Here is a 19,841-nt window from a genome sequence, read left to right as displayed (position 1 = left end):
ACTGCTTCCGTTGAACCCTATCCCAGCTTGTCATCCGCAACCGGATAAGTTGGATCTTCCAGCAGGTTGATCTCGACCAGTTCACGCGCCTGGCCCAGCAGGGCGCGGCAATCCGGGCTCAAATGTTTCAAAGAAAGCTGTTTGCCCTGCTGCGCGTAACGCTCGGCCAGCGCATCTATCGCCGCCAAGGCAGAATGATCCACCACCCGTGCATGCTGAAAATCAACAATCACCTGCTCCGGGTCATCATGCGGAGTGAACAGTGCCTGGAAATTGGCAATCGAGGCGAAAAACACACTACCCTTGAGCTTGTAAACCTTGCGCCCTGCTTCATCAAGATACGTGCTGGCAGCCACTTCCTTTGCATGTTCCCAGGCAAACACCAGCGCTGACACAATCACGCCGACCAGCACCGCAACAGCAAGATCACTGAATACTGTCACCACAGCCACCAGGATACCAACAAAGATATCCGGTTTCGGCACCTTGCCGAATAACCTGAAACTACCCCATTCAAAAGTTTGGATCGCCATGACGAAAATTACCCCGATCAAGGCCGCAAGCGGGATCATTTCTATCCAGTGCGAAGCAAACAGAATGAAGGACAACAGGAATATCGACATGGCCACCCCGGACAGGCGCAGCAAGCCCCCTGCATTCATGTTGATCATGCTCTGCCCTATCATGGCGCAACCGCCCATGCCGCCGAAAAACCCGGTCGCGACATTGGCTGCCCCTTGTGCCAGGGATTCACGGTTGGGCTGACCGCGTGTATTGGTCATTTCATCAATCAGGTTCAGCGTCAACAAGGTTTCAATCAGGCCGATCGCAGCCAGAATCAACGAATAGGGAAAAATAACCTTCAAGGTTTCCAGATCAAATGGCACCTGCGGAATATGAAAACTGGGCAATCCTCCTGCTATCGAGCCCAGATCCCCTACCGTTCTGGTTTCCAGGCCCAAGCTGGCCACCAGTACAGACACCACGGCAATCGCCACCAATGCCGAAGGTACCGCCTTGGTCAACCGTGGCAATAAATAAATGATCAGCATCGTCAGCGCAACCAGCCCGAGCATGGTGGCCAACATCTCTCCCGTCATCCATTGCATGCCGCCATCCATACCACTCACCTTGAAATGGCTGAACTGCGCGAAGAAAATCACCATCGCCAACCCGTTCACAAACCCCAGCATCACCGGATAAGGCACCATGCGGATGTATTTACCCATACGCGCCACGGCAAACAGCACCTGCAACACCCCCATCAACACCACGGTAGCAAACAAGTATTCCACACCATGCTGTACTACCAATGCCGTCATCACCACTGCCAATGAGCCAGCTGCCCCTGAAATCATTCCCGGACGCCCGCCAAATGCCGCTGTGATGAACGACACAATCACTGCTGCATACAAACCCGTCAATGGTGACACGTGTGCGACAAAAGCAAATGCTATCGTCTCCGGCACCATAGCCAAGGCTGTCGTCAGTCCGCTCAGTACATTGGTTTTGATCTGGGCCGGGGTCAGCCATCTGGATACTGCATTTGACACCTTATTCCTCCTGTTTTCCTGTATCCAATTGGTTTCATACGTAGGAATACCAATGATTAAAATAGCTCAAGACAATCTTGATTTAAATTAAATTTATATAAAAATCAATTGATTATATTAATTTAAGGTAAAAATAGACCCAGAAAATAGTAAAGGGTATTGGATTTTCCAATACCCTTTTTTAAAAACAACCAGACCTACTAAAAGTTTACTTTTTTAGACATCCAGATTATTCACACCCAATGCATTGCCTTCGATGAAAGCCCTACGCGGCTCTACCTGATCGCCCATGAGGGTAGTGAAAATTTCGTCTGCGGCAATAGCATCGTCGATCTGCACTTTGAGCAGGCGGCGCACAGTGGGGTCCATGGTAGTTTCCCAGAGTTGTTCCGGGTTCATTTCACCCAAACCTTTGTAGCGCTGGATGTTGAGGCCATGCTTAGCTTCACCCATGAGCCAGTCCAGGGCAGCCTTGAAGTTGTTCACTGCCTGCTGTTTTTCACCACGTTTGATGGTGGCACCTTCACCTATCAAACCACGCAGAATGTTAGATGTTGCCAGTATCTGCTGATAATCACCACTGCTGATAAAGTCGCTATCGATAATGGAAGCATGCAGGTTGCCGTGAACATATTTATTGATTTCAAGGCGATAGTTACCACTCTCCTGGTTTTGTGACACCAGTACCTCACTACCAGTATCACCCAGCAACAAACGTAATTGTGTTGCGGCAGTTTCAGCCGTTGCTTCAGTATCAAGTTCCAGTTTAGGCATCTCAAGCAATGCACGCAGGATACTTTCGTCATACAACGGAGCCAGGCGGCGAATAATGGCTTCAGTCAAGACCATCTGCTTGGCAATCACTTGCAGAGCCTCTCCACCGATACTCTCCCCACCTTCCTGCTTAAGCAGTTCCGCGCCTTTCAATGCAGATTGCAGCAAGTATTGATCAAGCTCCTGCTCATCCTTGAGATAGCGCTCATCTCGTCCCTGCTTGACTTTGTACAATGGTGGCTGGGCAATGTAAACGTGACCGCGCTCAACCAGCTCACCCATCTGACGGTAAAAGAATGTCAGCAACAAAGTACGGATATGCGCACCATCCACGTCAGCATCGGTCATGATAATGATACGGTGATAACGCAGTTTTTCTGCGTTGAAATCGTCCTTGCCTATGCCTGTGCCCATAGCCGTGATCAGGGTGGCAATTTCCTGTGATGACAGCAATTTGTCAAAACGGGCTTTTTCCACGTTCAGGATTTTCCCCTTCAAGGGAAGAATAGCCTGGAATTTACGATCCCGGCCCTGCTTGGCAGAACCGCCCGCAGAATCACCCTCAACCAGGTAGAGTTCGCTCAATGCCGGATCTTTTTCCTGGCAATCCGCGAGTTTTCCTGGCAATCCCATGGTATCCATGACACCCTTGCGGCGTGTCATTTCACGTGCTTTACGTGCAGCATCGCGCGCACGCGCTGCCTCGATGATCTTGTTACAGATTATTTTGGCTTCGTTCGGGTTTTCCAGCAGGTATTCCGCCAGTTTTGCCGCCACGACTTCCTGCACGACAGGCTGGACTTCGCTGGAAACCAATTTATCCTTGGTCTGAGAGGAGAATTTGGGTTCGGGTACCTTGACGGACAGCACACAAGTCAATCCTTCACGCATGTCATCGCCGCTGGTATCTATCTTGGCTTTTTTCGCCAATTCGTTCTGTTCGATATAGCTGTTCAATGTGCGCGTCATGGCGGTACGAAGACCAGTGAGATGCGTGCCACCATCGCGTTGTGGAATGTTGTTGGTGAAACATTGCACGTTTTCGCTGTAGGAATCGTTCCATTGCATGGAGACTTCTACCGTCATGCCGTCTTTTTCGCCGCTTGCGTAGAATGGCTTGGGATGCAGCACGGTTTTGCTGCGGTTCATGTATTCCACAAAACCCTTAACGCCACCAGAGTGGGCGAAGTTTTCCGATTTTCCGTTACGATGGTCGATCAGCTCGATCTTGACACCGTTATTGAGGAAAGACAGTTCCCGTATGCGCTTAGCAAGAATTTCAAAGTGGAATTCCACAGTAGTGAAAGTTTCTGTCGAAGCCAGGAAATGAACTTCGGTTCCCTTGCGTTCCGTCGTGCCGGTGACTGCCAATGGAGCAACAGGCACGCCACGGCGGAACTCCATCTGGTGCATCTGTCCATTGCGACAAATACGCAGCCTGAGCCAATCTGAAAGTGCGTTGACCACGGAAACACCCACCCCGTGCAGGCCGCCAGAAACCTTGTAGGAATTCTGGTCGAACTTGCCACCCGCATGTAACTCGGTCATGACGATTTCTGCCGCCGAACGCTTGGGTTCGTGCTTATCGTCTTCCTTGATTCCAGTGGGAATGCCACGGCCATTATCCGAAATACTGATGGAGTTGTCAGGGTGAATAATCACCTTAATGTCGTCACAGTGACCCGCCAAGGCTTCATCGATGGCGTTGTCCAGCACCTCGAATACCATGTGATGCAAGCCGCTACCATCAGAGGTATCACCAATATACATCCCTGGGCGTTTACGCACTGCGTCCAGGCCTTCAAGGATTTTAATACTGTCGGAATTGTAGTCAGTCATAGTCCTGTGGTTTCACGTGAAACAAAATTTTTTATTACTATTCAATCAGTTAAATACGCATTGGCATGACAACATATTTATAGTTGTTGTCATTCTCGACTGTTACGAGACAACTACTGTTGGCATCCGCAAATGAGAAAATCACGCTTTCGCTATCTGAGTTGTTCAATACGTCAATCATGTAGGTAACGTTAAAACCGATATCAAGGCTGGTTCCACCGTAACCAATTTCTAGTTCTTCTTCCGCTTCTTCTTGCTCGCTATTGGTGCTGATAAGTTTCAGGCTGTTGGCTGCAAGTACCATGCGAATGCCACGATATTTTTCATTGGAAAGAATTGAGGCACGTTGCATGGAAAGCAGAATCATCATGCGATCCACGGTAAAACTGTTCTGGTGTCCAGTTGGAATCACCCGTGTGTAATCCGGGAATTTTCCATCAATTACCTTTGAAATCAATCGGATATCACCAAACGCAAAATTTACCTGACCATTGGCAACCTCTATTGTGACTTCATCTTCACTTTCATCCAATAGTTTTATTAATTCAATGACTGTTTTACGCGGCAGGATAATTTCCTGTTTTTCATAATTGGAGTTGAGTTCAGTTGAAGTAAAGCTCAATCGATGACCATCAGTACCAACTACATTCAAGCGATTGCCATTGACTTCAAACAACAATCCGTTGAGGTAATAACGGATATCTTGCTGCGCCATGGCAAATTCAACCTGTTTGAACAGGCGCTTCAGGGATTTTTGTCCAATTTTGATTTCAGCGCTGACATTGTCAGCGGTTTTTTTCATCAATGGATAATCATTGGCAGGTAGTGTTTGCAGGTTGAACCGGCTTTTCCCGGTCTTTACCTGGATCCGGCTGTCCTGGGTGGTCATAGTGATATCTGCGTTTTCAGGTAATGATCGACAGATATCTAGTAATTTTTTGGCTGAGATCGTTGTTGACAGTTCTCCGCCTGCAGCGGTTTCAACCGCAAGGGAAATCTGCATTTCAAGATCTGTTGCTGTCAGGACAATTTTATCTTGTTTAGCTTCCAGCAAAAGATTGGAAAGAATAGGCAAGGTATGACGTCTTTCAACAATACTGCTTACGGATGAAAGAGGTTTTAGCAAAGTATCGCGATTGATTTTAATGTTCATATCTTTAAAACCTAATATATAAAAAATAAATTGATAATAGCAATAATAGTACGAACTTCTGTTGATAACTCTAATTTTCAATTAAATTTCAATTAGTTACACCAGGATGAACATTATTGAAATTTTTATATTCTGCTGTGGATAGAATGTTGACTATTTTACCAATTTCTTAAAACAACGCTTAATCCGCATTTTGTACACAGCATTTCCAGAAACCCTAATCCCTGATGACTTGTATCAGGATGGATATGTCACGTGCCACATTTGGGTCGTTCTGGCGTAATTGCTCAATTTCATCACATGCATGCATGACAGTTGTATGATGGCGACCACCAAATGCCTCACCTATTTCGGGAAAGCTGTGGTTGGTCAGTTCTCTGGCAAGTGCCATAGCAATCTGCCGGGGACGGGCAAAATTACGAGAACGCTTTTTGCTGTACATTTCAGCGACCTTGATCTTGTAGTAGTCCGCAACAGTTTTCTGGATATTGTCTATGGTGATCTGTCGCCCACGTACTGCAATCAGGTCTTTCAATGCTTCTTTGGCCAGGCTGACATCAATGATGTGACCAGTAAAATTGGCCATGGCGATAATACGGTTAAGAGCACCTTCGAGCTCTCTGACGCTGGAACGAACTTGTTTTGCAATAAAGAAAGCCACATCCTCATCTAGGGATACACGGGCAACTTCAGCTTTTTTGTGCAGGATGGCAACCCGCATTTCCAGTTCTGGAGGTTGGACTTCCACAGTCAGACCCCAACTGAAGCGCGTGCGCAGGCGCTCATCCATATCTGCGATTTCCTTGGGGTAGGTGTCGCAGGTGATGATGATTTGTTTTTTTGCTTCAATCAGAGAGTTGAAGGCATAAAAAAACTCTTCTTGCGTACGGCCTTTCTTGGCAAGGAACTGAATATCGTCAATCAGCAATAAATCCAGAGAGTGGTATTGGCGTTTGAATTCGTCAAAAGCCTTGTGTTCATATGCCTTGACGACATCGGAGACATAGCGCTCGGCATGCAGGTAGCGGATTTTGGCATCGGGCCGGTGAACTTTCAGATGATTGCCAATGGCTTGCAGGATATGGGTTTTGCCCAGACCCACTCCGCCATAGATAAACAAAGGGTTGTAAGCAGTGCCTGGATTGTCGGCAATCTGAATGGCTGCGGCACAAGCTAGTTGATTGGCTTTACCGGTAACGTAGTTATCAAAGCGCAGTTCAGGGTTAAGGCCGCTACCCTCGCCTGCAGGTTTGGGTTTTCTTGCTGCACTGGCTGCCGATTTCTGGATAACTGGCTTTGTTACCTTGTTGACTTCGGATTCAATGGTTTTTGCTGTGATCTGCTCGACTGTTTCAACAGGTTTCTTGTTGGCTGACACTGGTCTGCTAACGGCTTGTTTGTCACTGGCATCGTAGAGCGCAAGTTCGATTTGTCTAGGTTCCGAAAAAAATTCCTCGGCGAGCGTTTCGATTTTTCTCAGGTACCGGTCTTTTACCCAGTTCTGGACAAAGCGGTTGGGGGCGAGCACACGCAGAATTTCTTCACGTGCTTCAAACTGCAGTGGCTTGAACCAGGTATTGAATTGTTGTGTCGACAACTCTTCTTCAAAGCGACCGAGACAAAGTGACCAAAAATTTTCCATCGGTTGCCCGAAACCCCGCTGTGAGATGGATGATAAAATCGTGTATGTGGGTATGAGTACCCATCATTCTTCTTTTTATCGGCTGGATGCCGATTTTATAAGGTTCCAGCTCAATGGCTGGGACTAGGAATTCTAGCCTGTTTATCACAACTTATCCACAGCTAGGCCACAATCATTTTCACAGCGATCAGGTTTCCCCAAATAAACATTGACATAGGGCAGTGTTTTCAGGTTAAATTACGCGTTTTTGATTCGTAACATAGAAATCAACCGGAGATTCACATGAAACGCACTTACCAACCTTCCAAAGTTCGCCGCGCTCGTACGCACGGTTTCTTGGTGCGTATGAAGACCCGTGGTGGTCGCGCTGTTATTGCTGCGCGTCGTGCCAAGGGCCGTGCTCGCCTGGCTGTTTAATCAGTCACTCGCCGTTCAGGGCGAATTATTAGCTCATGGTTTTGCCATCCTATGCGTTCAAGCGTCGGGCAAAATTGTTAAAAACGGATGAATTTTCATCCGTTTTTAATTTCCGCAAACGAGTTTCAGGCCGCTATCTTGTGCTGCATTATCGCTATAATGCCCTTGATTATGCGAGGCTTGGCCTTGTTGTCAGCAAGAAAATGGCCCGTCGGGCGGTTGATCGCAACTACATGAAGCGGGTTTTGCGGGAGAAATTCAGGCTCAATCAGCATGTGTTGGCTGGTCTGGATATTGTGGCGAGGCCAGGTATATTGTTCAGTCATGCACAATTTACTGAAATTGAGCACGAATTCGCTGAACTTGTGGTCAAATTGCAACGCAAGCTTGTCAGTCAGCTGGATGCCAAATGAATATGCTGGCCCGATTGATGGTGGGTTTGATCAAGTTATATCAAGTGGCTTTGAGCCCTATGCTTGGTCAGAATTGCCGGTTTGCCCCAAGCTGTTCCCAATATGCCGTTGAAGCCATACGCAAGCATGGAGCCTGGCGCGGAGCATTTTATACAATACGCCGTTTATCCAAATGCCATCCATGGCATGATGGTGGCCATGACCCTGTGCCGTAGGATGATGGTTCAAGTAACGAAATTAAGAGATCTATGGATACCAAGCGCCTGATTCTGTTTGTTGTTTTCTCATTTTCCATCCTGATGCTATGGGATTCCTGGCAGCGTGATCACAAGCCAACGCCTGCTCCTTTAGCCGCAGCTACCCAGCAGATTGAGGATGGCAGTATTCCCCAGGCTGCAAACTCTTCCGCGGCTTCAACTACTCAGACCAACCCACCTGTGGAAGCTGGCTTCCGGCTGCAATCTGCTGAGCGTATTAATGTTGAAACTGATTTGTACAAAGCCAGTATTGATACGATAGGCGGTGATTTGCGTCATCTGGAGCTGCGCGAGCACAAGGATGACAATGATCTCGAGAAGAATTTTGTCCTGATGGACGATACATCTGCACCTATGTTGTATGTTGCGCAGACGGGTCTGATCGGCAATGATTTGCCTACCCACAAGGCAGCGTTTACAAGTGAATCCAGCAGTTATCAGCTTGCCGCAGGTGCTTCCAGTCTTGATGTGCGTTTAACCTGGAAAGGTGATAACGGTATTGAGGTGGACAAGATCTATACTTTCCATCGTGACAGTTATGCCATTGATGTGAGTTATGCGATCCGTAACAATAGTGGCGCGGCAATTGATCCTTCGGTTTACTACCAGATCGTGCATGACAATCAGTCCCATCAAGGCTCATATATGATGCCTACTTTTACTGGTGGTGCTTATTACACGGATGCCGACAAGTACAAAAAGCTGAGCTTTTCTGACATGACAAAGAACAATTTGTCGAAAAATACCAATGATGGCTGGGTGGGATTGGTACAGCATTATTTTGTCAGTGCCTGGATTCCCAAGGAAGGCCTGGCGCGTGAATTCTATTCGAAGAAACTGTCGGATAATTTATTCTCCATCGGCACAGTCAGCCATATGGGGGTGATAGAGCCTGGTAACTCTACTGAGCTGAAATCCAGGCTTTATGCTGGTCCACAGACGCAAAGTGATTTGAAGGCAGTGGCGCCGGGCCTGGAATATACCGTGGATTATGGCTGGTTGACCGTGATCGCCACACCATTGTTCTGGGTACTGTCCTCCATCCAGAAGCTGGTTCACAACTGGGGTGTGGCCATTATCCTGCTGACGATATTGATCAAGCTGGCTTTCTATCCATTGTCTGCGGCAAGTTACCGTTCCATGGCCAATATGCGTGAGCTTGCGCCGCGCCTGCAACGGCTGAAAGAGCAATATGGCGATGACAGGCAGAAGCTGCATCAGGCCATGATGGAGATGTATAAGACAGAAAAGATCAACCCTATGGGCGGCTGCCTGCCTATTCTGGTACAGATTCCCGTGTTTATTGCACTGTACTGGGTGTTGCTCGGCAGTGTGGAAATGCGCCATGCGCCATTCATGCTCTGGATTCAGGATTTGTCTGCAGTCGATCCTTACTATGTGCTGCCTATTCTCATGGGCGCTACCATGATCATCCAGACCAGGTTGAATCCAAAACCTACTGATCCGATTCAGGCCAAGGTCATGACCATCATGCCTATCGTATTCAGTGTGTTCTTCTTCTTCTTCCCGGCAGGCCTGGTACTTTACTGGTTGGTGAACAACGTCCTGTCCATTGCCCAGCAATGGCATATCAATCGCACTATCCATAACGAAGCTGCCAAGAAGAAGGGAAATGCACGCCGTTGATACCATCGCTGCCATTGCCACTGCTCCCGGTTCCGGGGGTATTGGCGTGGTACGGGTTTCAGGCCCATTAAGCCGTGAGATTGCGGAGGGAGTGCTGGGGCACTGCCCTGCCCCACGGCATGCGGCGTACTTGCCATTTCAAGATGCAGATCAAGCCCTGATCGATCAGGGAATTGCCATCTACTATGCTGCGCCCTTTTCTTATACGGGTGAAGATGTGCTTGAATTGCAGGCACATGGCGGCCCTGCCCTCATGCAGATACTGCTCAAGCGTTGCCTGGCCTTGGGTGCGCGCCAGGCAGAGCCTGGTGAATTTACCCGTCGAGCTTACCTCAATGACAAAATTGATCTGGCCCAGGCTGAAGCCGTTGCTGATGTGATTAATGCAGCAACAGAAGCTGCTGCACGTAGTGCAGTCAGGTCTCTCTCGGGCGAATTTTCTGCACGCATTCATCTGCTGTTGCAACAGCTCATTGATTTACGCCTGTATGTTGAAGCATGCCTGGATTTTCCTGAAGAAGACATAGATTTCATCAGCCAGGGACGGGTAGCGGAAAAATTGGCAACCGTGTCATCTGGCCTGGACGCAGTATTCAATGAAGCGCGTCAAGGCAACTTATTGCGGGAGGGGCTGCAGGTGGTCTTGGTGGGCCAGCCTAATGTTGGAAAATCCAGCTTGATGAATCAATTGGCGGGTGAAGAAGTCGCCATTGTGACCCCGATTGCCGGGACTACCAGGGATACGATAAAAAATTCCATACAGATCAATGGAATACCACTTCACATTATTGACACAGCCGGATTGCGCGAGACTTCGGACGAAGTTGAGCAGCATGGTATTGCCCGCACATGGCGAGCTCTAGAAAACGCCGGTGTTGCATTATTATTGCTTGACGCAGCTCATGGTATTGGCGAGATGGAAAAATCGATCCTGGATCGATTACCGCAGTTTTTGCCCAAAATATGGATTCATAACAAGATTGATCTCGACTCAACGAGCCCCCAAATTGTTATAGATAATAATGATACTCATATTCATCTTTCAGCCAAAACTGGATTGGGCGTGGATCTTCTGCGTCAGCAATTGTTGAATATTGCCGGATGGCAGCCGAATGGCGAAGGTGTATTCATGGCGAGAACGCGTCATCTGGTTGCCTTGAAACAAGTTCGTGAGCATCTGGATATTGCAGCGGATTTATTATTGCAGCCGGAGTTATTTGCCGAAGAACTGCGACTTGCACAAGAGGCATTGAATACCGTGACGGGAGAATTTACGCCGGACGATTTGCTTGGTGAAATCTTTAGTCGGTTCTGTATCGGAAAGTAATTAAGCCCTTGGTTTCGCAGTTTGGTCAATAAAGTGCTGTTGACCGGATTAAAGTATATTGGTTTTATTGACGCCTTGTTTTCCAGAATATCAAGACTGCAAGCACTATCAGTCTTATTTGTGATGTACTGCTACTTGAAATTTCATGTGTTTTTCTGATGTTCCACGTGGAACAAATTACGTTAAATTATGATGAATTGTGGATGTTTCACGTGAAACATGCCTGGTTTGCGACTGACAGGGTACTGGGTAATACAGTATCATTCATATAATTCTATCTGAGTATTATTCATGCAATATCCCGAGAAGTTTGATGTCATTGTTGTGGGTGGGGGCCATGCTGGCACGGAAGCGGCATTGGCGAGTGCTCGCATGGGGCAGAAAACCCTGTTGTTGACCCACAATATTGAAACTTTGGGGCAGATGTCCTGTAATCCTTCCATTGGTGGTATAGGCAAGGGGCACCTGGTCAAGGAAGTTGATGCGCTTGGTGGCGCCATGGCGGCGGCTACAGATGAAGGCGGTATCCAGTTCCGCATCCTGAATTCCAGCAAAGGTCCTGCGGTGCGTGCCACGCGAGCCCAGGCAGATCGCGTATTGTATAAGGCGGCAATTCGACACAGGTTGGAAAATCAGCCTAATCTCTGGTTATTCCAGCAGGCCGTGGACGATATTATCCTTGATGGTGAACGTGTAGCTGGTGTGGTCACGCAACTGGGTTTACGGTTTGAGGCCAAGTCGGTTGTGCTGACTGCGGGTACTTTCCTGGCTGGCTTGATTCATGTCGGGTTAGCCAATTACCAGGCTGGTCGGGCCGGTGATCCTCCGGCAGTTTCATTGGCTGCCCGGTTACGTGAAATCGGCTTGCCAGCTGGCCGGCTCAAGACCGGTACCCCACCACGCATCGATGGCCGTACCATAGACTATAGTGTCATGACTGAGCAGCCTGGTGATACACCGGTGCCGGTATTTTCTTTCCTGGGAAATGCGGATCAGCATCCTGCGCAATTGCCCTGCTGGATTACGTTCACAAACGAAAGAACCCACGACATCATACGCAGCGGCCTTGATCGTTCCCCAATGTATACAGGGGTGATCGAAGGTGTGGGGCCACGATACTGTCCGTCTGTTGAAGATAAGATACATCGTTTTTCGGACAAGGAATCTCATCAGATTTTCCTTGAACCTGAAGGTCTGAGCACGAATGAGATCTACCCCAATGGCATATCGACCAGCCTGCCTTTTGATATTCAGTATCAATTGGTGCGCTCGATCAAGGGGTTGGAGAATGCCCATATCCTGCGTCCTGGCTATGCCATCGAATATGATTATTATGATCCGCGCGGCCTGAAGAGCTCCCTGGAAACCAAGGCAGTCAAGGGGTTGTTCTTTGCCGGGCAGATCAATGGTACGACCGGTTATGAAGAAGCTGCTGCGCAGGGGCTGCTGGCTGGCGCCAATGCTGCGTTGTATGCCCAGGATAAAGAGGCCTGGTGGCCAAGTCGTGATCAGGCATATCTTGGTGTCCTCGTCGATGATCTCGTCACGCAGGGCGTGAGTGAGCCTTATCGCATGTTCACCAGTCGCGCTGAGTATCGCCTTATGTTGCGGGAAGACAATGCAGATATCCGCCTGACAGAAGCTGGCCGTAAAATTGGGTTGGTGGATGATGTGCGCTGGGAGGCTTTCCAGCGCAAGCAGGAGGCGATTGAGCGAGAGCAGCAACGCCTGCGTCGGACTTTCATTCATCCGCAACATGTGTCTCCTGAGCAATTGCAACAGGTGTTCGGCAAGGTGCTGGAGCGTGAATACTCCATGTTTGAATTGTTGCGCAGGCCTGAAGTGAGCTATGAGGCCCTGCTCTCCTTGCCGCAGGCTGGTGAAGGGGAGACGGATCCTCAGGTGCGGCAGCAGCTGGAGATCGCTGCGAAATACCAGGGTTATATTGATCGCCAGGCCGAAGAGATTGGGCGCTTGAAGGAAAGCGAACAATATAAATTGCCGGAAGACCTTGATTACAGCGAAGTGCACGGGCTTTCGATTGAAGTGCAGCAAAAGCTCAATAAGCAGAGACCGGAAACCATAGGGCAGGCTGGACGTATTTCCGGCGTTACGCCTGCGGCCATCTCCCTGCTGTTGGTGCATCTCAAGCGCAAGCATCGCAAGGCTCAAAATGCAGCGGATCATGTGGCATGAGTGTGCGTGAGAAGCTGGAAGCTGGATTACAGCAGCTTGGTATTGAATTATCGCCAGAGGTGGTGGATAAATTGCTGGCTTACCTGGCCTTGCTGGTGAAATGGAATAAAGTGCATAACCTGACGGCGGTGCGGGATCCTGAGGATATGGTGACTTTGCATTTGCTCGACAGCCTCACTGTGCTGCCGCATGTGCCCAGTGGCCGTTTGCTGGATGTGGGTAGTGGAGCCGGGTTGCCGGGTATTGTGCTGGCCATCTGTCGCCCTGATCTCAATGTCACGACTATTGATGCTGTGCAGAAAAAAGCCAGCTTTATGCGTCAGGTCAAAGCAGAGCTGCAGATCAATAATTTGCAGGTGGTGGCTGGGCGGGTGGAGCAACTGAAACCGGAGCAGCCATTTGATGCGGTGATTTCCCGCGCGTTTTCTGAAATTGCCCTGTTCATCAAGTTGACGCGGCATTTGATAGCAGAACATGGCATGTGGCTGGCCATGAAAGGGCAAAATCCGCAGGAAGAGCTGGCAGCTGTCACAACCGAGCCGGCAAGAATTGAAGAGTTAAAGGTACCGGGGTTAGATGCCAAGCGTCACCTGGTTTTTCTGCTGGCGCAACAGTTTTGATGATACAACGCACATGAGGTGGCTTAAATCATGAGGATTCTGGCAATTACCAATCAAAAAGGCGGGGTGGGTAAAACCACTACTTGCGTCAATCTTGCTGCCAGCCTGGCGGCAACCAAACGCAAGGTGCTGCTGATTGATCTTGACCCTCAGGGAAACGCCACTACTGGCTGCGGCGTTGATAAATCGCAAATGCAGCATACTATTTACCATGTGCTGCTGGGTGAGAAAAGCCTGAAGGAAGTCATGCAGCATTCCGAGCGCGGGCGTTTTGATGTGGTACCGGCCAATCGGGAGCTGGCTGGCGCAGAAGTGGAGTTGGTAAATGAATTTGCGCGTGAAACCCGGTTGAAGTCGGCCTTGGCGGTATTGGGCGACGAATATGATTATGTGCTGATAGATTGCCCGCCTGCCCTCAATCTCACTACCGTGAATGCACTGACCGCTGCCCATGCAGTCATGATTCCTATGCAGTGTGAATACTATGCGTTGGAGGGGTTGTCCGACCTGGTCAATACTATCAAGAAAGTCCGTGCCCACCTGAATCCGCGTCTTGAGATCGAGGGATTGCTGCGTACTTTGTTTGATAATCGTAACAGCCTGGCGCAGCAGGTTTCCAATGAACTGGCCCAGCATTTTGGGGATAAGGTCTACCGTACTGTGATTCCTCGCAATATTCGCCTGGCAGAAGCGCCAAGTTACGGTGTTCCTGTGTTATTGCATGACAAAACCTCCAAGGGAGCAAAAGCCTATCTGGCACTTGCCGGAGAAATAATCAACCGACATATCGTTAGTAATCAGCAGGTTGCAGCAACAAATTAGGAGTCATGATGGTGAAGAAGGCTTTGGGGCGCGGATTGGATGCGCTACTTGCAGGCGGGATGGAAAGCGTATCCACGAGTGATGCGCCGAGTACATTGCGGATTGAGCAATTGCAGTCTGGCAAATATCAACCCCGCACGCAGATGGATCAGGCTTCATTGGAAAGCCTGGCAATCTCCATTCGTGCTCAAGGTATCATGCAGCCGATTCTGGTGCGCAAGATTGATCATGGGAAATATGAAATTATTGCAGGTGAGCGTCGCTGGCGTGCATCGCAATTAGCGGGATTGACGGAAGTGCCAGTGCTCGTGCGCGACATTCCCGATGAATCTGCGCTTGCCATGGCCTTGATTGAAAATATCCAGCGCGAGAACTTGAATCCCTTGGAGGAAGCCCTTGGTATTCAACGACTGATCAATGAATTCAGCATGACACACCAAGCTGCAGCAGATGCAGTAGGCCGCTCTCGCAGTGTGGTGACTAATCTGCTTAGATTGCAGAATCTTCACAAAAGTGTGCAGGAAATGTTAATGCGGTCGGAGTTGGATATGGGGCATGCCAGAGCCCTTCTCTCCCTGACCGATGCTAAACAGATTTTGGCGGCGGAGCGCATTGTGCAGAATCAACTTTCTGTGCGAGAAGCAGAAAAACTGGTCAAGCAGTTGAGCGAAGAGTTCAAGGAAAGCCCGAGAGTTGCCAAGGTTGTTGACCGGGATGTTTTGCGATTGCAGGAGAATTTGTCGGAGGTGCTGGGTGCCAAAGTGGAAATCCGTGCTGGCAGCAAAGGCTCCGGACAAGTCAAGATTCAATATGCGAGCCTGGACCAACTCGACGAGCTAATTCAGCGATTTAAAGGTGGGAAATAGCAATTTCAGCTTGACTTGAGATTGATTTAACAACAAAATCTCGGGTTTTCACGGGTGGGGCAATTGTGCTCGGTTGGCTTTTGCCCGTAATTTGTGAAAAACAGGGAGTCAAGGCATGGATGCGTTACTGGCGAGAGTGATAAAAAGGCAGGTACTTGCCACGCTGGTAGTTGCAGGACTTGCCTTTGTCGTGCTGGGGCAATACGGTATCGGTTTGCACGGTGCTTTCTCTGCGCTTGCAGGTGGTGGGTCTGCCATTCTCGGAGGCCTTGCTGCAGGAATGAAGTTAAAGGGAAAGACAGCAACGGTTGGTGCAGGTTCCGTTCTGGTCAATATTTTGATCGCCGAGGCAATCAAAATTGCAGTGATTGCCATTACCCTGCTTTTGGTATTCAAGTTTTATGACAAGCTGGTTCCGATCGCGTTGATCGCCGGACTGGCAGCAGCCGCCGTGGTGTCAGGCGCTGCAATTTTTGCAATTAATGAAAAAAATAACGCTTAAGGTTTGATGTTATGTCGACAGGTCAATTAACTCCTTCTGAATATATCGGTCACCACCTTTCCTTCAACCAGATCAGTGTCGGTGAAGGCGGTTTCTGGGTTCTGAATGTGGATACGCTGGTGATGTCTGCCCTGCTGGGTATCGTTGTATTCGGTCTGTTGGGCTGGGTGGTACGTGGTGCCACTTCAGGCGTTCCTACAAAGCGCCAGGCGTTTGTTGAGCTGCTGTTGGAGTTTATTGACAATCAAGTCAAAAGCATTTTCCATGGCAATAGACATACTTTCCTTGCCCCTCTCGCCTTGACAGTATTTGTCTGGGTGCTGGTCATGAATGCGATGGACTTCCTGCCTATCGACATTATGGCGACTCTCTACGGCTGGCTTGGTTTGCATGAGTGGCGCAGTGTGCCTACTTCTGATATCAATGCGACCTTCGCCTTGGCGTTGTCAGTCTGGTTGTTGATGATTTTCTTCAGTATCAAGGTCAAGGGAGTTGGTGGTTGGATCCACGAGCTTTTCTGTTCCCCATTCGGCAGCAACCCTCTGGTGTGGCCTGCCAATTTTGCATTTAACCTCATCGAATACATTTCCAAGCCGTTGTCGCACTCCTTGCGTCTGTTCGGCAATATGTATGCCGGTGAGATCATTTTCCTGCTGCTCGGTATGTGGGCGGCGACCGGTCTGGCGGGTACCTTCTTTGGTGCGTTGCTGGGCGCTGGCTGGGCGATCTTCCATATCCTGATCGTCTGTCTGCAGGCATTTATTTTCATGATGCTGACGGTTGTCTACATAGCCATGGCGCACGAAAGCCACTAATCAGTTTTATCATTTTTTTATCGTTAACTCTCTAAAGCCGAAAGGAAATTAAATGGAGAATTTGCAATTGTTGGCCATGATTCAAGCTTACACCGGTGTTGGTATCGGTTTGATCATCGGTTTGGGTGCAGCTGGTGCCTGTATCGGTATTGGTATCATGTGTGCAAGCTTCCTGGATGGCGCTGCTCGTCAACCAGAACTGATTCCTGCTCTGCAAGGTAAAGTATTCCTACTGCTGGGTCTGATCGATGCTTCCTTCATTATCGGTGTTGGTCTGGCTATGATGTTCGCCTTTGCAAACCCACTGCTGAGCGTAGTTGCTTAACTGGAAATCTGGTTTCGGATTAAGTGAATACTTAACACTGACTGGATGTTAACGGCTCGGGAGCAAATATGAATATAAACCTGACATTAATTGCGCAGGCTATCTCATTTGCCATTCTGATCTGGTTTATCACAAAATTTGTGTGGCCATATCTCCTGAATGCGATTGAGACTCGCCAGAAAACCATTGCGGATGGTCTGGCGGCAGCTGAGCGCGGTAAGCAGGAGCTGGATTTGGCAACACAGCGTTCCGCTGATGTTGTTAACGATGCCAAGCAAAAAGCAACTTCCATTATCTCGCAGGCTGAGAAACGTGCCAGCGAAATCGTGGAAGAAGCCAAGGCAAATGCCAAGGCTGAAGGTGATCGTATCATCACCGGTGCCAAGGCAGAGATTGATCAGGAAGTAAATCGCGCCAAAGAAGGTCTGCGTCAGCAAGTTTCTACGCTGGCAATCGCCGGTGCGGAAAAAATCCTGCGCAAGGAAATTGATGCCAAGGCTCATGCTGACTTGTTGACCAGCATCGCAAACGAGCTCTAAGGAAGGAATGGGAGCACGATATGGCTGAAGCGATCACCATTGCAAGACCTTATGCTGTAGCGGTTTACCGCTTGGCCAAGGAAAAGAATGCGCTGGCAGAATGGTCGCAAATGCTCGCACTTGCCGCGACTGTCGCGGCAGATGAGCAAATGCGGACGTTTATTGACAACCCCAAGGTTGATGCGGCTGATTTGGAACGTGTATTCCTTTCCGTGTGCGGAGACAAGCTGAATGAAGCAGGTGCCAACCTGGTCAAGTTGCTTGTGGAATATGGTCGACTGTCCATCCTGCCAGAAGTTGCCGCTGCATTTGAGGATTTGAAGGCACAGGAAGAAGGTGTGCTGGAGGCCGAAATTACAGCAGCAACCCAGCCTAGCGATGCTGAATTTTCTGCCATCGTAAAGCGCCTGGAAACCAGGTTCGGCAAAAAGGTTGAAGCAAGCGTAAAAGTGGATCCGGAGATTATTGGCGGGATCAAAATTGTAGTCGGCGATACGGTCATTGACGCTTCAGTCCGTGGCCAATTGCAAGAGATGGCCTACACGCTGAAAGGTTAGGAAAAAGTAATGCAATTATCCACATCAGAAATCAGTGAACTGATTAAAAGCAGATTAGAGAATTTTTCTACCAGTGCTGAAGCACGTACTCAAGGTACAGTGATCTCAGTAACTGATGGTATCGTTCGTATCCACGGCCTGTCCAATGTCATGGCTGGCGAAATGATCGAGTTCCCAGGCAATATCTATGGCCTGGCACTGAACCTGGAGCGTGATTCCGTAGGTGCCGTGATTCTGGGCGACTACGAAAACATCACCGAAGGTGACACTGTTAAGTGCACTGGCAAGATTCTGGAAGTGCCAGTAGGTCCTGAGCTGGTTGGCCGCGTTGTGAACGCACTGGGTCAGCCTATCGATGGCAAAGGCCCTATCAATGCCAAGCTGTCTGACAAGATTGAAAAAGTTGCGCCAGGCGTGATTGCGCGTAAATCTGTGTCCCAGCCGGTACAAACTGGTATCAAGGCGATCGACTCTATGGTGCCGGTTGGCCGTGGTCAGCGTGAGTTGATCATTGGTGACCGTCAGACTGGTAAGACTGCCGTGGCTGTTGATGCCATCATCAACCAAAAGGGTCAGAACATGACCTGTATCTACGTTGCGATCGGCCAGAAGGCTTCTACTATCGCCAACGTGGTACGCAAGCTGGAAGAGCATGGCGCAATGGAATACACCATTGTTGTCGCGGCCTCCGCTTCTGATCCTGCTGCCCTGCAATTCCTGGCACCTTATGCCGGTTGTACCATGGGTGAATATTTCCGTGACCGCGGTCAGGATGCACTGATTGTTTACGATGACTTGACCAAGCAAGCTTGGGCATATCGTCAGATCTCCCTGTTGCTGCGTCGTCCACCAGGCCGTGAAGCTTATCCAGGTGACGTGTTCTACATTCACTCCCGTTTGCTTGAGCGTGCAGCACGTGTGAGCGAGGAATATGTAGAGAAGTTCACCAATGGTGAAGTGAAGGGTCAAACTGGTTCTCTGACAGCATTGCCTATCATTGAAACTGCAGCAGGTGACGTTTCTGCATTCGTTCCAACCAACGTAATTTCGATTACTGATGGTCAGATCTTCCTGGAAACCGACCTGTTCAACGCTGGTATCCGTCCTGCGATCAATGCTGGTATTTCAGTATCACGTGTGGGCGGTGCGGCTCAGACCAAAGTCATCAAGAAGCTTGGTGGCGGTATCCGTCTGGCACTGGCGCAGTATCGTGAGTTGGCTGCGTTTGCGCAGTTTGCTTCCGATCTGGATGAAGTGACCCGCAAGCAGCTGGATCGTGGTCGCCTGGTAACCGAGTTGATGAAGCAAGCACAGTATGCTCCATTGTCTACTTCTGACATGGCAGTGACATTGTTGGCTGCAAACAAGGGTTACTTCGATGACGTACCTGTTGCGCGTGCCCTGGCATTTGAATCTGCCCTGCACTCCTTCCTCAAGTCCAAGTACAAGAGCAATCTGGACAAGATCGACAGCACCAATGACCTTGGTGGTGACGACGAGAAGGCTTTGGAAGCAGCAATTCAAGACTTCAAAGCAACTAACGCTTACTAAGCTTAAAGTACAGACAGGCAGACTAG

General features: G+C 49.2%; 19 protein-coding genes. 15 read left to right on the top strand and 4 right to left on the bottom strand.

Going from position 1 to position 19,841, the window contains the following annotated elements:
- Positions 1–17: 17 nt before the first annotated feature.
- From CHB59_RS06070 to dnaA, 4 genes are all read right to left on the bottom strand, one after another.
- Positions 18–1,553 (bottom strand): SulP family inorganic anion transporter, encoded by a 1,536-nt coding sequence (locus tag CHB59_RS06070; protein ID WP_089375337.1) that lies wholly within the window; start codon positions 1,551–1,553, stop codon positions 18–20.
- A gap of 216 nt (positions 1,554–1,769) precedes the next feature.
- Positions 1,770–4,166 (bottom strand): DNA topoisomerase (ATP-hydrolyzing) subunit B, encoded by a 2,397-nt coding sequence (gene gyrB, locus CHB59_RS06065; RefSeq protein ID WP_089375336.1) that lies wholly within the window; start codon positions 4,164–4,166, stop codon positions 1,770–1,772.
- 49 nt (positions 4,167–4,215) lie between these two features.
- Positions 4,216–5,319: a DNA polymerase III subunit beta gene (dnaN, locus tag CHB59_RS06060; RefSeq protein ID WP_089375335.1), complete on the bottom strand. Its 1,104-nt coding sequence runs from the start codon at positions 5,317–5,319 to the stop codon at positions 4,216–4,218.
- A gap of 217 nt (positions 5,320–5,536) precedes the next feature.
- Complete coding sequence (gene dnaA, locus CHB59_RS06055) at positions 5,537–6,961, bottom strand: chromosomal replication initiator protein DnaA (protein WP_089375334.1); 1,425 nt, start codon at positions 6,959–6,961, stop codon at positions 5,537–5,539.
- A gap of 282 nt (positions 6,962–7,243) precedes the next feature.
- On the opposite strand from dnaA, the gene rpmH reads away from it, so the two are divergent.
- The 15 genes from rpmH (at position 7,244) to atpA (ending at position 19,815) form a co-directional block, all read left to right on the top strand.
- The gene (rpmH, locus tag CHB59_RS06050) at positions 7,244–7,378 is read left to right on the top strand and encodes a 50S ribosomal protein L34 (protein ID WP_045751845.1); all 135 of its coding nucleotides are present in this window, start codon (positions 7,244–7,246) and stop codon (positions 7,376–7,378) included.
- 35 nt (positions 7,379–7,413) lie between these two features.
- On the top strand, positions 7,414–7,791 hold the full coding sequence (gene rnpA / locus CHB59_RS06045) for a ribonuclease P protein component (protein WP_179212085.1): 378 nt from the start codon (positions 7,414–7,416) through the stop codon (positions 7,789–7,791).
- A 2-nt stretch (positions 7,792–7,793) separates the two neighbouring features.
- A complete protein-coding gene (gene yidD / locus CHB59_RS06040; RefSeq protein ID WP_218816212.1) occupies positions 7,794–8,006 on the top strand; it encodes a membrane protein insertion efficiency factor YidD in 213 nt (70 codons plus the stop codon).
- A 33-nt stretch (positions 8,007–8,039) separates the two neighbouring features.
- Positions 8,040–9,695, top strand: coding sequence for a membrane protein insertase YidC (gene yidC / locus CHB59_RS06035; RefSeq protein WP_089375332.1), 1,656 nt, complete (start codon positions 8,040–8,042; stop codon positions 9,693–9,695).
- Positions 9,682–11,022, top strand: a complete 1,341-nt coding sequence (mnmE, locus tag CHB59_RS06030) for a tRNA uridine-5-carboxymethylaminomethyl(34) synthesis GTPase MnmE (RefSeq protein ID WP_089375331.1) — start codon at positions 9,682–9,684, stop codon at positions 11,020–11,022. The genes yidC and mnmE overlap by 14 nt, the downstream gene beginning before the upstream one ends.
- 291 nt (positions 11,023–11,313) lie before the next feature.
- Positions 11,314–13,218 (top strand): tRNA uridine-5-carboxymethylaminomethyl(34) synthesis enzyme MnmG, encoded by a 1,905-nt coding sequence (gene mnmG / locus CHB59_RS06025; protein ID WP_089375330.1) that lies wholly within the window; start codon positions 11,314–11,316, stop codon positions 13,216–13,218.
- Entirely contained in the window at positions 13,215–13,838 is a 624-nt protein-coding gene (rsmG, locus tag CHB59_RS06020) for a 16S rRNA (guanine(527)-N(7))-methyltransferase RsmG (RefSeq protein ID WP_089375329.1), read from the top strand. The genes mnmG and rsmG overlap by 4 nt, the downstream gene beginning before the upstream one ends.
- A 30-nt stretch (positions 13,839–13,868) precedes the next feature.
- Positions 13,869–14,660, top strand: a complete 792-nt coding sequence (locus CHB59_RS06015; RefSeq protein ID WP_089375328.1) for a ParA family protein — start codon at positions 13,869–13,871, stop codon at positions 14,658–14,660.
- Between the two features lie 5 nt (positions 14,661–14,665).
- Complete coding sequence (locus tag CHB59_RS06010; RefSeq protein ID WP_089375327.1) at positions 14,666–15,526, top strand: ParB/RepB/Spo0J family partition protein; 861 nt, start codon at positions 14,666–14,668, stop codon at positions 15,524–15,526.
- A gap of 115 nt (positions 15,527–15,641) precedes the next feature.
- The gene (locus CHB59_RS06005) at positions 15,642–16,028 is read left to right on the top strand and encodes an ATP synthase subunit I (protein ID WP_089375326.1); all 387 of its coding nucleotides are present in this window, start codon (positions 15,642–15,644) and stop codon (positions 16,026–16,028) included.
- An 11-nt stretch (positions 16,029–16,039) separates the two neighbouring features.
- A complete protein-coding gene (atpB, locus tag CHB59_RS06000; RefSeq protein WP_089375325.1) occupies positions 16,040–16,843 on the top strand; it encodes a F0F1 ATP synthase subunit A in 804 nt (267 codons plus the stop codon).
- A 52-nt stretch (positions 16,844–16,895) separates the two neighbouring features.
- Positions 16,896–17,168 carry a F0F1 ATP synthase subunit C gene (atpE, locus tag CHB59_RS05995; RefSeq protein WP_011480965.1) on the top strand — a complete coding sequence of 91 codons (273 nt, stop codon included), beginning with the start codon at positions 16,896–16,898 and terminating at the stop codon, positions 17,166–17,168.
- 68 nt (positions 17,169–17,236) lie between these two features.
- Positions 17,237–17,707, top strand: a complete 471-nt coding sequence (locus tag CHB59_RS05990; RefSeq protein ID WP_089375324.1) for a F0F1 ATP synthase subunit B — start codon at positions 17,237–17,239, stop codon at positions 17,705–17,707.
- Positions 17,708–17,727: 20 nt separating this feature from the next.
- Positions 17,728–18,264 (top strand): F0F1 ATP synthase subunit delta, encoded by a 537-nt coding sequence (locus CHB59_RS05985; protein ID WP_089375323.1) that lies wholly within the window; start codon positions 17,728–17,730, stop codon positions 18,262–18,264.
- Between the two features lie 9 nt (positions 18,265–18,273).
- The gene (atpA, locus tag CHB59_RS05980; RefSeq protein WP_089375322.1) at positions 18,274–19,815 is read left to right on the top strand and encodes a F0F1 ATP synthase subunit alpha; all 1,542 of its coding nucleotides are present in this window, start codon (positions 18,274–18,276) and stop codon (positions 19,813–19,815) included.
- Positions 19,816–19,841: the final 26 nt, after the last annotated feature.

Source organism: Methylobacillus rhizosphaerae (assembly GCF_900187985.1).
In the GTDB taxonomy this organism is placed as follows: Bacteria; Pseudomonadota; Gammaproteobacteria; order Burkholderiales; family Methylophilaceae; genus Methylobacillus; species Methylobacillus rhizosphaerae.
This window is presented reverse-complemented; position numbering and strand designations above follow the sequence as displayed.